At 40.9% G+C, this 14,901-nt stretch carries 10 protein-coding genes; all 10 read left to right on the forward strand.

All coding sequences use genetic code 11. The features are described 5' to 3' along the window. Positions 1-150 precede the first annotated feature (150 nt). The gene (locus PTI45_RS14260) at positions 151-831 is read left to right on the forward strand and encodes a pectate lyase (protein ID WP_069328277.1); all 681 of its coding nucleotides are present in this window, start codon (positions 151-153) and stop codon (positions 829-831) included. A gap of 291 nt (positions 832-1,122) precedes the next feature. Beyond that, on the forward strand, positions 1,123-3,189 hold the full coding sequence (locus tag PTI45_RS14265) for an ArnT family glycosyltransferase (RefSeq protein ID WP_069328278.1): 2,067 nt from the start codon (positions 1,123-1,125) through the stop codon (positions 3,187-3,189). A gap of 247 nt (positions 3,190-3,436) precedes the next feature. Further along, positions 3,437-4,384, forward strand: a complete 948-nt coding sequence (locus tag PTI45_RS14270; protein WP_139129255.1) for an NAD(P)/FAD-dependent oxidoreductase — start codon at positions 3,437-3,439, stop codon at positions 4,382-4,384. Positions 4,385-4,589: 205 nt separating this feature from the next. Then, complete coding sequence (locus tag PTI45_RS14275) at positions 4,590-6,137, forward strand: sensor domain-containing diguanylate cyclase (RefSeq protein ID WP_139129256.1); 1,548 nt, start codon at positions 4,590-4,592, stop codon at positions 6,135-6,137. Positions 6,138-6,355: 218 nt separating this feature from the next. Next, on the forward strand, positions 6,356-7,570 hold the full coding sequence (locus PTI45_RS14280) for a M20 metallopeptidase family protein (RefSeq protein WP_069328280.1): 1,215 nt from the start codon (positions 6,356-6,358) through the stop codon (positions 7,568-7,570). A 59-nt stretch (positions 7,571-7,629) separates the two neighbouring features. Next, positions 7,630-8,961, forward strand: coding sequence for an LLM class flavin-dependent oxidoreductase (locus PTI45_RS14285; protein ID WP_069328281.1), 1,332 nt, complete (start codon positions 7,630-7,632; stop codon positions 8,959-8,961). A gap of 12 nt (positions 8,962-8,973) precedes the next feature. Continuing rightward, positions 8,974-10,620, forward strand: coding sequence for an ABC transporter substrate-binding protein (locus tag PTI45_RS14290; protein WP_069328282.1), 1,647 nt, complete (start codon positions 8,974-8,976; stop codon positions 10,618-10,620). Between the two features lie 10 nt (positions 10,621-10,630). Continuing rightward, complete coding sequence (locus PTI45_RS14295; protein ID WP_069328283.1) at positions 10,631-11,566, forward strand: ABC transporter permease; 936 nt, start codon at positions 10,631-10,633, stop codon at positions 11,564-11,566. A gap of 14 nt (positions 11,567-11,580) precedes the next feature. Continuing rightward, positions 11,581-12,480 carry an ABC transporter permease gene (locus tag PTI45_RS14300; RefSeq protein ID WP_069328284.1) on the forward strand — a complete coding sequence of 300 codons (900 nt, stop codon included), beginning with the start codon at positions 11,581-11,583 and terminating at the stop codon, positions 12,478-12,480. 192 nt (positions 12,481-12,672) lie between these two features. Next, positions 12,673-14,703, forward strand: coding sequence for a Na+/H+ antiporter (locus PTI45_RS14305; RefSeq protein WP_069328285.1), 2,031 nt, complete (start codon positions 12,673-12,675; stop codon positions 14,701-14,703). The last annotated feature ends 198 nt before the right edge of the window (positions 14,704-14,901 follow it).

The following is a 14,901-nucleotide window of genomic DNA, read 5'->3' on the forward strand; positions in this document are numbered from 1 at the left end:
AAGATATATAATTATAGGGTTATAACTTAAATATTTCCTTATATTCATATAGATAGAACTATTATTCGATGATATCGTTAACTTAAACCTGATAAACATGATTTTAAGTAACAGGTTGCATATTATACCTCAAAAGGAGCGATATCACTGATGAAAAAATGGTTAACAACAGCGTTAGCGGCTACTTTGTTAGCATCAGTAGTTACAATTGTGCCGACAACTGCTGTACCAACAACAACTGTTGAAGCGGCAGGAGTACAAAACACTACCATTATCGTGAAAGCAGGGGAAGTGTATGATGGCAAAGGAGCACGTTTCATCGCAGGAAGTGCTCTTGGAGATGGCAGTCAAAAAGAAGGTCAAAAACCTATTTTCCGTGTTGAAAATGGGGGTACATTAAAAAATGTAGTACTGGGTTATCCAGCGGCTGATGGCGTACATACTTATGGCAACGCCACTCTGGAGAACATTGTCTGGGAAGATATCGGTGAAGATGCAATGACAATCAAAGAGAGCGGAACAGTTACGCTTAAAGGCGGTTCAGCTACCAATGGTGACGATAAAATGTTCCAAATCAATGCTGCTTCTACGTTTAAAGTGAGTAACTTTAAAGGTTCCAAAGCAGGTAAATTTATTCGTCAATTGGGCGGAAGTACATTCAAAGTGAATGTAACAATCGACAATTGCGATATCTCTGATATGAAAGAAGCTATTTTCCGTACAGATAGTTCAACAAGTACAGTGAAAATGACGAATACCCGTTACCACAATGTAGGCACTAAATTTATTGGTGTTAAAAACATTACGGAAAGTGGTAACACTCAATATTAATAGTTAACGATCCAGTTATTGGTGTACATGTTTTCCCAACTCTAACCCTGATTTGTCCTTGTTCTTAGCAAATCCCCCTTTGCTACTATAAATAGAACAGTTAACCTCCAACTCACATCGTAGTGAGTTAGGAGGTTCTTTTTTTGTGCATAATTATGCTTTATGTATCGCAGAAATTGCATATTTAATCTTTTTTTAAGTAATTCATGATCTGAATTTAAGGTTTATCCTCCACAATGAAATGACATAAAAGACATACATGTACTATTTATAGTCGGGGGAGGAACACCTATGGAAATAAGAGCAAATGCAGTATCCAAATCGAGGATAGATATCCCACTTATTTTTATTTTAATCCTTTCTGCTTTTCTGAACATATGGAAGATTTGGGAAAACGGAAATGCAAATGCTTACTATACAGCAGCAGTAACCAGTATGCTTCAAAGTTTCCATAATTTTTTCTATGCTTCATTTGATCCCGGAGGATTTGTAACGATTGATAAGCCTCCTGTAGCGTTCTGGGTGCAGACGTTATTTGCATCTATTTTTGGAGTGCATGGATGGAGCGTCACATTGCCGATGGCATTAGCAGGTGTTGGATCGGTAGGTTTAATTTATCTTATTGTCAAACCCACTTTTGGAACGTCTACAGCACGTTTAGCAGCACTAATGATGGCGATCACCCCTGTAGCAATAGCCGTACAACGTTCGAATAATGTAGATAGTCTATTAGTATTCTGTTTGCTACTAGCAACATGGATGTTATTCAAAGGCGTGAAGCAACATAAAGTACTATGGATTATTGCCGGATTTTCGATGGTGGGTATTGCTTTTAACGTCAAGATGCTACAAGCGTATATGATCTTACCTGCCTTATATGTATTTTATCTTTTGGCTTACCAAGTTCATTGGAAAAAGAAACTATCTGTTCTAGCGATCGGAACGGTATTGTTAGCAGGTATTTCAGTATCATGGGCAATGGTAGTCGATAGTGTACCGGCTAGTGAGCGACCTTATGAAGGAAGTAGTCAGACAAACTCTGTGATGGAATTAGCTTTTGGCTATAATGGACTGAATCGTCTAACCGGACAGACGTCTGTACTTGCACCAGCGAATGAGCTGAACAGCAGTCAGATTGCTCCTCCAGAAGGAGGTAGAAATACAGGAACGATGTTTAATATTGGCGATGTAGGCCCGCTTCGTTTATTTCAATCCAGTCTTTCCGGTCAAGCAAGTCTATTATTACCATTTGCGATCATCTCATTGATTGCATTATTTGCAGGTTTACGCCGAAAATGGCGTCGTCCAGATCATCTAGAAACTATATTCTGGGTGATATGGTTGCTTCCTGTTGCTGGCTTCTTCAGTATTGCAGGATTTTTTCATCAATATTATCTGATTATGTTAGCACCCCCTGTCGCTGTACTGGCTGCAACAGGATGTATGGCTCAATGGAAATTATACCGTGAAGAGCGTGGATGGCTATCATGGTTGTTGCCTATCAATATGGCAGTAACAACCGCTTTTCAACTGTATGTGATCTATCCATTTAATGAAACGATCGGTTCAAGTTGGTTTTATATTATTGGCATTTTAGGATTAGGGTTGACGATAGGCTTGATCTTAGGCAAACGTCGTTCTATCTTCAAAGAAAGAAAAGCGTATCTAGCTTCTATGGCGATGGCAGTTCTTATGTTAACTCCAATGTATTGGTCATCATTCTCTATTGTAAATGCTACTGGCAACGTAGCTATTCCAGCAGGTGGCCCTGAAGCGAAAGAAAGATTGGGCGGATTCGGAGGTGATTCTGCCCGTCTAACAGCTCCCGGAGAAACACCTCCTGCGAGAACGCCTAATCGTGGTGGTATGTATCAGAGTGCCAATGAGAAATTATTACAATATGCGATGGAGCACAATACAGGGGAAAAATATCTATTCGCTGTATCTAATGCAAGTACAGCCGCCCCTTATATTATCCAAACAGGCAAGCCTGTGATGGCAATGGGTGGATTCGGAGGCAGTGATCCGATTCTCACCATAGATTCTTTACAAGATTTGATCAGCAAAGGAGAAATCAAATACTTTATGATCAATGGTATAGGGGGTCGTGGTGGCGAAGCTAGTGAAGTGATCACATGGATTAAAGCACACGGCACAGAAGTTCCTACGGAAGAGTGGCAAGATACGACCAGTACGGTTTTACAAAATAGCCTTTCTGGAGCTAATAATACTAAAGTTACAAGTTCTACTATGAACAGCCCTCTAAATGGGATGAATCGTACCCATAATGGCGGTGGATTCGGTGGGATGATGAGTGGCACATTGTATGAAATTACACCCGCAGATATTAATTCATAAGATTGTATAAATACTATCCTCTTTTTCTTGTAGATTCACTCTACAGAAGAAGAGGATTTTTGTAATATTGATTCGATTGCGTTTCATAATATATAAGAGGTTTACATATTATCTTATACGATCTTTTTAAATGTAAGTAAGTATCGAACATCTACTAACATACACTTGTACGTGAATGATCTATATGGAGAAACCAAAGTCAGTGTTGATTATAAAAAGAAAAAAGGACTATAGGAGGGTAATATTTATGATTAGTGATAACACATTATATGATTGCATTATTGTAGGTGGAGGCATTGCAGGATTACAGGCGGCTATTCAGTTAGGCAGATATTCTGCACATGAAGTACTGGTGATTGACGCTGGACATGGACGTTCTACTTTGTGCCAGAACTACGGAAACATTCTTGGATTTCCAAATGGTGTCTCAGGCGAAGAGTTGCGTAAGCTTGGACGTGAACATGCAGAACCATTAGGTGTACAATTTCATGAAGATCGCATTTTGGAAGCTCAACAAAAAGAAGATCATTTTCTACTCAAAGGTGCACAAGGAGAAAGTTATAAAGCCAAAACGCTATTGTTAGCTACAGGCTTAATTGACCGTTTCCCACGATTACCGGGATTAGTTGAAACATTGGGTTATAGTGTATATGTATGCCCGGATTGTGATGGTTATGAGATTGAAGATCGTCGTACAGTCGTGATCGGTGCAGGAGAAGCAGGAGCACAAATGGCTCTTATTCTGTCAGAGCGTACTTCAGACTTAATCTATATCAATCATGAATCCAAGCCATTCCGTCCAGAAACGATGGAGCATTTACAAGACAAACAAATATCGTATATCGAATCGGCTGTAGCTAAAGTGGATTATCATGAAGGTGGTATTATCCATAGTGTAGAGCTAGAAGATGGACAGACCATTGAAGTGGAACGTGGATTTATTGCTTTTGGCGGAAATCATGTCAATTCAGAGCTTGCCGAGCAATTAGGTGTAGAAACGATTCATAATCATCATATAGAGACCGATCCACGCTCTAAAATGAGCAATATTGAAAATGTATGGATTGCTGGTGATCTAGGGGCACATTCAGAACAAGCGAATATTGCAATGGGCGAAGGAGCACAGGCGGCGATATGGATTAATAAAACATTATTAAAAATGAAAAGTACTCCACAAAAGCAAACAGTAAATTAATAACTATATTTCTATAATATTCTAGAAAGCAAAAGACACTTTAAGTGCGCTTTTGCTTTCTTTTGTGAAAACGGTTGTGTTAAAATTGAGATGGATTACTATTTAATTGGTCAGGTGGGGTGTCATATTGCGTTTATATCCTAAAAAGGGATTCAAGCTTGTCACCATTGTAAGCACTATCATCGTTTTCTCAATCCTACTCACGATGATTATTTCTGTTTACTCCGCTTATTTGGTTAGTAAACAAGCGCTTGTTGATAATTATCTGGAAAGCAATTACCAGCATGCTAGTGAACTGGCTAATGCTGCGGGTAATGTGTTAGATACAATGCAAGAAAGTGTCGATGGACTCGCTACAATATGGCAACGTGGAAGTAAAATCGATCAAGATTTGTTAGAAGATTTGTATTCTAATAACAAAAATTACTTTAATTCGATTGTCATTGTAAATAAGAAGTTAGTTGTAGATAATACGGTACCTGCTACATCAGGTGTCACAGCAGGGCAACAATTAAGTGGACCTATCAACAATATGTTGTTAGAGATACGTATTCCTCATATCACTGAGCCTTTTCGAAGTAAAGATGGTAGATGGATTGTATTAGTAACCAGCCCTTTATTTGATAAGCAAGAACGTTATTATGGGTATATTGCCGGAACGATTTATTTGCAAAAATCAAATGTATTACAAGGTATTTTAGAACATGATTATTCTTCGGATGGTTCGTATATCTATGCCGTCGGGCCTAAAGGGAATATTATTTTCCATCCGGATATCAACTTAGTCGGAGTAAGCAAAGCTTCGGATGAAGCAGTGTGGAAAGTCATGGCGGGTCTAGCAGGCAAAATTGAATTTACCGATCAACAAGATCAGACCTTCTATACTGGCTATGCTTATAATATGAAAAGCAGCTGGGGTGTGATTGTCCAAACGCCTGCATCGGTGATTGATGTTCCTTTGCGTGAATTATTGCAGAAGAGTATTCTGTTATCTTTGCCTTTATTGCTGATTACGTTAGCGGCAGGTTGGATTATTACGTATTTGGCTGTTCGACCGTTGCACGTATTGGCTGAATATTCGAACCGGATGGTCAATGATTGGCGTAGTGAAGCTTTACCACCGATCAACTCGGGAACGTATGAAGTGAAAGCCCTATATCAAAGTATTCGATTTACTACACGTCAATTACAGAAGTACATTATGAAACTAAAAAATGAAACGGCTCTGGATGGTCTAACAGGGCTTGCAAACCGTCGTAACTTCGATTCGACACTTGAAGCATGGTGTATTGGGGATGAACCTTTTGCCATGGTCATGTTAGATATTGACCGTTTCAAGCGAGTGAATGATACGTATGGTCATCTTACCGGAGATCGAGTGATGCAATTTTTAGCGGTCATTATGCGTAACGTGTCACGTGAAGGAGACGTTTGTTTTCGATACGGTGGGGAAGAATTCGGTATTTTACTACGTGGATGTAATGTAACTCGTGCTTATATTGTAGCAGAACGATTGCGTGAATTGCTTCAAGGAACGGTGAGTCCTTCAGGTGAAATAATTACGGTGTCTAGTGGAGTGGTAGCTTTCCCTGAACATGGCCGAACTCCAGATGATCTGATTAGTCATGCGGATGAAGCAATGTATACGTCTAAGCGTGAAGGTAGAAATCGAACAACGATTTATTACAACCAACCGATAGAAGTTGCTGAAGAAGTAGAAAAAGAACCGACTCCTGAAGAAATCAATGTATAACCAAAGCTTGTTCACGTGAGATCGTGAGCAGGCTTTTTTTGTTATGTATGCTTTTCTTTCATTTGAACGATCCGATTGATATGTTCTATATCTGTATCAATCTTATCTATAAGCGAATTCATTGACCTTATCCCCGATTAGGTCTACATTTATGTGACAATACCAATTAAGTAGATAGGAATTAAAGACATTAGAAAAAAAGAGGGAGGATCTAGAGGATGAGTGAACTTGCTATAGCTTTATCTTTGCCGGATACGCTTGAATCGGACGTGATTCGTATTCGCCGCGAATTGCATGCTTATCCTGAAGTTCTTTTCGATGTTGATCATACGACTACACTGATTGTTGGACTATTACGCAAATGGGGATTGGACGTACAACATGGCGTGGGTAAGCATTTTGGCAAAGGAATAGTAGGTATCCTGCATGGCGCAGAACCAGGCGAGACTATTCTATTACGTGCAGACATCGATGCTTTACCGATTCAAGAAGAACATCAGTATCCGTACCGATCTCAACGTGAAGGTTATATGCATGCTTGTGGTCATGATGCTCATACAGCAATGTTGCTTGGTGCGGCTAAAGTATTAAGTCAACATCGAGAACAGATTCGTGGAACGATCAAATTTGTTTTTCAACCGGCTGAAGAAGGGGCACTGCTTTCACCTATTGATGGACGATGGATTAGTGGCGGACGAGATATGATCGAAGATGGTATTTTGCAAGGAGTGTCGCAATCTTTCGCAATGCATGTCTGGCCTGATCTTCCTGTAGGGAGTATTGGGATACATGAAGAGACGGCAATGGCGGCATCTTGTCACTTTTCAGTGCATTTTCAAGGGACTTCAGGTCATCATAGTGCTCCTCATTTATCGTCAGACGCTATTATTATGGCGGCACGGTTTGTAAATGATATGCAGATTTTTATGACAACAGGTATTAATCCTAGCGAAGCCAAAGTGCTATCTTTTGGAACACTACATGCAGGCACTGTCAAAAATGTGATTGCAGGCGAAAGTGAAGTGACGGGAACGTTTCGTGCTTTTCGAACAGAAACAGTAGAGCGAATCACTCGGGCAATTGTTGATTATGCCCATAGTATTGCTTGCCTGCATGGAGGAAAAGCAACCATAACTCAGCGCACCGGTACGGTACTGAATAATGAATCTTCAGCCGTACAAACAGCTAGGAAAGCGGCAGAACCTATTTTTGGTAAAGAGCATGTACTGACGTTAGAGCAACCTTTTCTTGCCGGTGAAGACTTTGCCCTATACACTCAGCATCGTCCGGGGGTATTTGCTTTTATCGGTTGCCGTTCACCAGAAGCGACAACAGCGTATCCTTTACATCATCCCAAGTTCGATATCGATGAACAGGTTCTTCTTTTAGGAACCAAAATGCATATTCAGTTTGCTTTAGATGCACTGACTTGATCACAACAATGACTTACAAGCTATAGATCAATTCTATTAAAGATAAAGGGTGGATGATCATGACTCAAAAGACATTGAAATTAGGAGCTATTATTCAAGGAGTAGGCGGTAACATGTCAGCTTGGAGACATCCAGAAGCGATTGCTGATGCGAGTATTAACTTCGATTATTATCGTCAACAAGCGTTAAAAGCAGAATCGGGCAAGTTTGACTTTTTATTTATCGCAGACGGTCTGTATATCAATGAAAAATCAATTCCTCATTTTCTGAATCGCTTTGAACCGATCACCTTATTATCTGCTCTAGCAGCGATTACTTCACGTATTGGTTTAGTCGGTACACTATCCACATCATATAGTGAACCTTTTACAGTAGCTAGACAGTTCTCAAGCATCGATCATATCAGTGGTGGGCGAGCAGGCTGGAATGTAGTTACTTCGCCACTTGAAGGTTCAGCGCGCAATTATAGTAAGCCTGAACATCCTTCTCATCCTGAACGATATAAGATCGCCGATGAGTATTTACAAGTGACCAAAGGATTATGGGATTCATGGGAAGAGGATGCTTTTGTACGGGATAAAGAATCAGGAGTATTTTTTGATCCTGATAAACTGCATACCCTTCATTATCAAGGTGAACATTTCTCAGTACAAGGGCCACTCAATATTGGACGATCTCGTCAAGGACAGCCTGTTATTTTCCAAGCAGGTTCTTCTGAAGATGGTAAAAATTTGGCGGCTAAAGAAGCTGATGCGGTATTTACTCGTCATGATAGTCTGGAAAAAACAGTTGGTTTCTATCGTGATCTTAAAGGTCGGCTCGCACAATATGGACGTGCAGCAGATGAATTACTCATTTTACCGGGAATCAGTGTCATTCTGGGTCAGACAGATGAAGAAGCAGAACGCAAATACTGGCAGGTGGCGAAATTAGTCACGATTGAAAATGCGATAGATTATCTGGGTCGTTATTTTGAACATCACGATTTCAGTCAATATGCTTTAGATGAACCTTTTCCCGAGTTAGGTGAATTGGGTGAAAATAGTTTCCGTAGTACAACAGACAGCATCAAGCGTAATGCTCGTCAACATCAGCTAACACTACGAGAAGTTGCATTACAAGCGGCAACACCTAGACCTACCTTTATCGGAACTCCAGAGCATGTGGCAGATCAGTTGCAACAGTGGTTTGAAGCAGGAGCGGCAGACGGATTTATTGTCGGCGGAGGTACCCCGCAAGGATTAGCTGAATTTATTGATCAAGTTGTTCCTATTTTGCAAGCACGAGGTCTTTATCGTAACGAATATGAAGCAGATACGCTGCGAGGTAATCTAGGGCTGAATATTCCAGCTAATCGTTATACTCCACATACCTCTCCGGTTACACGGTGAAAGGAATCACTTATGGCATATACTAAAAAACAATATTTACCTGCATCGTTAGGATGGACAGCAAGTATTCTATTGATAGCTTTATCATTGGTATTATCCGGTTGCGGAGGCGTAGCAGCAGAGAAAAGTAGTGCTCAAGGCAATGCTACAGCTAATGGAGGGAATTTAACGTATGCGCTAGCTACTTCACCCGATACACTTGATCCTCATCGTAGTGGTCTAGCGGTATCGGTGAGGGTGATGCGTACATTGTACGATAGTCTTGTGTTGCAGACTGCTGATGGTTCGATTAAGCCGTGGCTTGCAGAGTCTTGGACAACTTCCAAAGATGGAAAAAGCTATACATTCAAATTACGCAAAGATGTGAAGTTTCATGATGGCACTCCTTTTAATGCAGAAGCAGTCAAATTCAACTTTGATCGTGTGATCGATCCAGCGACCAAAGCAGCCAATGCACTAGCACTTATTCGTCCTTATGAATCGTCTAAAGTGATTAATGAATATACCGTGCAAGTGAATCTATCGACACCTTCCGAAGCTTTTCTAGGCAATATTAGTCAAGCCATGCTAGGAATCGTGTCTCCAACAGCAGCGAAAAAAGAAGGCGAACAATTTGGTAAGCATCCTGTCGGTTCAGGTCCTTATCAATATGTTGATTGGAAAGACAATACTTTCATTCAAGTAAACCAAAATCCGGATTACAAATGGGCTCCTGAAACCGTGAAAAATACAGGCACACCTTATATCAATGGCATTACATTCTCAATTATTCCTGAAGAAGCCACACGGATCGGTAGTGTACAAAGTAAGCAGGTACTTGCTGCTGAGACAGTACCTCCACAAAATATATTGGCACTCAAAAACAGCCCGGATCTTCAGTTATTGCAAGCCAACACACTCGGCTTACCGTACACCTTATTCATCAATGAACGTCATGCTCCGTGGGATGATGTCAAAGCAAGACAAGCTCTACAATCTGCGATTGATGTGAATGCGATCGTCAAAACGTTATATCTAGGTACGTATGAACGCGCATGGTCTTCATTGACTCCAGGCATTCTAGGTTACGATGAGTCATTGGAAAATAAAATCCAACCTGATCTAGCTCGTGCTAACCTTCTGCTAGATGAACTGGGATGGGTCAAAGGACAAGATGGTATCCGTGTCAAAGACGGCAAGCGTCTCACGCTCAAATATGTAGATGGTTCTCCTAACCGAGAAAAGCGCAATGATATTGCGGCGATGATCCAACAGCAATTAAAACCTGTCGGTATTGATGTGCAAGTCAATATTACTAAAGATATTGCGACAGTAGTCTATCAAAATGGAGAGTACGATCTGTACGGTAATAGTCAGGTGAATTCTGATCCTAATGCATTGTCGGCGTTCTATCATACTGCTGATCCGTCAGCCCGTCCGACATTACCCGGTTTATCTGATCCGCAAGTCGATCAATGGCTAGAACAAGGAGCTATTGAAAAAGATAAAGACAAACGTGCTGAAACCTATCGCAAGGTACAACAACGTATTAGCGAACTGTCTGTGATTATTCCTGTTTACATTTTCCCGTATACGATAGCAGCATCGAAGACTGTACAAGGCATTACATTTGATTATCTAGGTTATCCGATATTTAACGATGTACGTATCGGAGGATAAGGAGGGATCTATGGTACAGACGATCATAACACGCACGATCTCATCGTTACTGGTTATTGTAGGATCATTAACATTGGTATTTGCGATCTTTTACTTGCTACCCGGTGATCCTGTACTATCAATGATTGATCCCACATATGCCACGCCTGAAATGATCGAAAACCTACGGGTACAGTTAGGATTAGATCAGCCATTTTATATTCAATTCGGTCATTATCTCGCAGATATGTTACGTGGTGATTTTGGCGTATCGATGGTGAATTCTGATCCTGTATTACCCAAAATCTTAGCGAATTTTCCGTCTACATTGATTTTGACTTTATCCAGTACATGTATAGCTGTGATCATTGGTGTAGTGCTTGGGATATTATCGGCTGTTCATCGTAACGGTTGGATTGATATTGTAGCACGAACCGTTGGCTTATTCGGAATTTCGATGCCTACATTCTGGTCAGGTATTTTGCTGATTTTGATCTTTTCTATTCAATTGGGCTGGTTCCCGGCAATGGGTTCGGAAGGGATATCGACACTGGTACTGCCTGCGATTACGCTCGGGATTGTTGGAGCAGGCTTTGTGATTCGAATGGTTCGTAATAGTATGTTGGAAGTGCTAAGTGAACCTTTTATCACGACTTTACGGGCAAAAGGAATATCACGTCATGTCATTATGTACAAGCATGCTCTACGTAATGCACTGATTCCTGTGGTGACAGTCGTCGGTATGCAGATTGGAGAAATGCTAGCCGGAACGGTAGTAATCGAGACGGTCTTTTCCAGACAAGGTATTGGACGGATTCTAGCAGATGCGATTATGGCACGTGATATTCCAGTGGTACAAGGAGTTGTCTTTTTTACAGCTATTCTATACGTAGTTATTAATCTACTGGTAGATATCTCATATACGTATATTGATCCTCGTATCCGTCGTTCGAGTACTTCGAGATAAAAGGGAGGGTATCTATGAAGCAGGCAACACCAACATTAACAACAGACTGGCAAAATGAATCGTCTTCTACGGTACGATCGAAAAAGTTATCATGGCAAGCAACAACGACTCGTTATATGTGGTATATCGCATTAGCTCTTATTGCATTTATTGTACTCTGTGCGCTTGTGCCCCAGTGGATTGCTCCATATTCACCTGTAGACATGGTAGCCGATCGCATTTTACAAGCACCTAATGCTATCAATTGGCTAGGTACTGATTATTTTGGAAGAGATATATTCAGTCTGGTAGTCTATGGCGCTCGGGATTCGTTGTTAATCGGATTTAGCTCAGTCGTTATAGGTATACTTGTAGGCGTATTGCTAGGCACAGTGGCAGGCTACATTGGGGGTATACTGGATACGATCGTAATGCGCTTTATAGATATTTTAATGACTATTCCCGGTGTGTTGTTAGCCTTAGCGATTGCGGCTGCCCTGGGTCCGGGATTGCTGAATATTATTATTGCGATCTCTGTCTCGGCGATTCCCGGTTATGCGCGTGTGATGCGTGGTCAGATGGTGAGTCTGGGTAGTCGAGGGTATGTAGAAGCTTCTCGCTCTCTAGGAGCTTCTGGACTGCGTATCGTCTGGAAGCATATTCTTCCTAATGCAGTCTCACCGATTCTAGTGATGGGAACGCTAGGTCTAGGTACAGCGATTCTCACAGGCGCAGGGCTTAGCTTTCTAGGCTTGGGTGTGATCCATGAGATTCCCGATTGGGGTGCACTGTTATCTCAAGGTAGAGGCTATCTAACTGTAGCATGGTGGATTTGTACTTTCCCCGGACTAGCTATTACTGTATTTGTACTTGCGATCAATATTATAGGAGATGATCTCAGAGATCGGTTAGATCCCCAAAGTTCTTATCTATAATCATAGATAATTTTGAGTCTATACCATGTGAAAAAAAGTAGAGCGTATACGCTACAACAAAGTCCGTCATAGGATGAGGTTGTGATGTATACGTTCTTTGGCGTGAAAAAAGATTGTTTCTTTCTTGACTGTATAGGGGAATAATGACAAGATTTATTCCATATCGACTAGAACATAAAGAGGGGGAAGGCTATGGAGTACTTTATCGCTGTACTTGTCTTACTTTTAATGATTGGTATTTCTAATATTTTGAATCGACTGGTTCCTTTGGTGCCAGTACCTTTATTCCAAATTGCACTCGGGATCATTGTCTCGATCGTAGGCGTAGAGTTACCCCTTGATCCTGAATTATTCCTTGTGCTATTTATTGCGCCATTATTGTATAACGATGGACGGCGTACACCTAGAGATGAGTTATGGAATCTGCGAGTCCCTATTATAGCGCTAGCCTTTGGGCTTGTATTTGCTACGGTATTGATTGCAGGTTATGCCATTCATAGTCTAATTCCAAGTATTCCGTTACCCGCAGCGTTTGCTCTAGCGGCTATATTATCGCCTACCGATGCAGTCGCTGTAGGTTCGCTCGCAAAGCGAGTCCATTTACCACAATCCATTCATCGGTTACTCGAAGGAGAATCTTTGCTCAATGATGCTTCCGGTCTGGTAGCTTTTAAATTTGCTGTAGCAGCTACAGTCACCGGTGCTTTTTCGTGGTGGGAAGCTTCTTTTAGCTTTGTGCTTGTGGCTTTGGGCGGATTGGCTCTTGGCGCATTGATGTCTTTTATCCTTATTCGTTGTCAGGTGTGGTTACGACGTTGGGGAATGGAAGATATTACGGTGCATGTATTGTGGCAAATTCTCACTCCATTTGTAATCTACTTACTCGCCGAAGAAATTGGCGTATCTGGTATTTTAGCTGTTGTTGCCGGGGGTATTGTTCATGCGATGGAGCGTGATCGTGCTGAATCCGTACAACTTAAAATGCAATTAGTGTCTACCAGTACATGGTCTGTGCTTGTATTTGTATTAAATGGTCTGGTATTTATGATTCTTGGTGTACAGATTCCAGAAGTCATGGGAACTATATTCCAAAATGTCAATTTCGACAACGGAAGAGTACTGGGTTATGTCGTACTTATTACATTACTTCTGTATGTGCTACGTTTTATCTGGATTTATGCATTTTGGAGTGTACGCTATTTGTTACAAGCGCCTTCCGAATCCAATCGACCTAGCCTTAGAGGGATATTATTAACTTCTTTATCTGGAGTTCGTGGTGCCTTAACCTTAGCAGCTGCGTTTTCTATTCCATATGTATTAAATGATGGGACTGCATTTCCAGAACGGGAATTGATCTTATTTATTGCAGCAGGAGTTATTCTACTGAGTCTGATCTTAGCGAGTATTTTCTTGCCATTATTATCTTCTGATCCAGAACCTGTAGTGACGCTTGCTGATAAAAAGAAAAAATCAGAAAAAGATATTCGACTCAAAATTTTAGAAGCGGCTGTACAATCGGTTCATTCTAATATGAACGATTCCAACCGTGATGCCGCTCGTAATCTTATCGCTGAAGTGAAAGGCTATATGTCCAAAAGCGATGTGTTCCAAAAGCGGATCATGGAGATTAACGGTATGGGACCACAGGAAATGGAGATTTATCTGCACGGTATTCAAGCTGAACGTACAGAAGTCAGACGGTTACGTAATCGCGGGGAGATCACCGCAGAGATTGCGATGACTTTTGAATATCGACTAGATCGTCTGGAAACGGTTCTTCGAGATCGATCAGATACGGGTATAGCCGAATGTCTGGACAAGTGGAAAGGGATGATTCCACTGAACAATTCAGAACAGCATGAAACGTTAGAGCCGAATGATGAAGCAGCACGAACACATATGCTGAAAAAGTTAAAACTGCATACATCGATTGCGGCTATTGAAGCGATTCAGCAACAGATGACTCCAGATAACAGAACAGCTTCGACCAAAATTATAGCTCGTTATGAAAAAGTGATTCATGCCATTCAGTACCAGACAGGGCAATCACTACCTGATATTACACTAGATAAAGGAAAACTAGATCTAATTACGACAGCGATCCAAAATCAACGTGATAAAGTACAAGAACTGTATGAAAGTGGAGAAATTGACCGTCAACACGCTCGTAAAATGAGACATTTTGTTCAAGATTTAGAAAAGTGGATACTGATGGAAAATTAAAAGTATGTCAAATTTAAGACGAAATGATATTTTTACAAAAAATGGTTATCAAATTCGGTTATGTTGAACCGGTGTTGGGTAAGTTATAAATAGGAAGTAGTCGATATATTATCTTCTACGTTAAAGAAGATTTATCCAAATGAAGCGTTTATCTCGAAGCATGATGGTAGTACATACCGTATTATGCTTTGGGATAAA

Source organism: Paenibacillus nuruki, from assembly GCF_001721045.1.
Classification (GTDB): Bacteria; Bacillota; Bacilli; order Paenibacillales; family Paenibacillaceae; genus Saccharibacillus; species Saccharibacillus nuruki.

Excerpts from the sequence above, each read along its gene's own strand:
- PTI45_RS14280 (WP_069328280.1), top strand. The coding sequence starts at position 6,356 with ATGAGTGAACTTGCTATAGCTTTATCTTTGCCGGATACGCTTGAATCG.
- PTI45_RS14265 (WP_069328278.1), top strand. The coding sequence starts at position 1,123 with ATGGAAATAAGAGCAAATGCAGTATCCAAATCGAGGATAGATATCCCA.
- PTI45_RS14300 (WP_069328284.1), top strand. The coding sequence starts at position 11,581 with ATGAAGCAGGCAACACCAACATTAACAACAGACTGGCAAAATGAATCG.
- PTI45_RS14290 (WP_069328282.1), top strand. The coding sequence starts at position 8,974 with ATGGCATATACTAAAAAACAATATTTACCTGCATCGTTAGGATGGACA.
- PTI45_RS14275 (WP_139129256.1), top strand. The coding sequence starts at position 4,590 with ATGATTATTTCTGTTTACTCCGCTTATTTGGTTAGTAAACAAGCGCTT.
- PTI45_RS14295 (WP_069328283.1), top strand. The coding sequence starts at position 10,631 with ATGGTACAGACGATCATAACACGCACGATCTCATCGTTACTGGTTATT.
- PTI45_RS14305 (WP_069328285.1), top strand. The coding sequence starts at position 12,673 with ATGGAGTACTTTATCGCTGTACTTGTCTTACTTTTAATGATTGGTATT.
- PTI45_RS14260 (WP_069328277.1), top strand. The coding sequence starts at position 151 with ATGAAAAAATGGTTAACAACAGCGTTAGCGGCTACTTTGTTAGCATCA.
- PTI45_RS14270 (WP_139129255.1), top strand. The coding sequence starts at position 3,437 with ATGATTAGTGATAACACATTATATGATTGCATTATTGTAGGTGGAGGC.
- PTI45_RS14285 (WP_069328281.1), top strand. The coding sequence starts at position 7,630 with ATGACTCAAAAGACATTGAAATTAGGAGCTATTATTCAAGGAGTAGGC.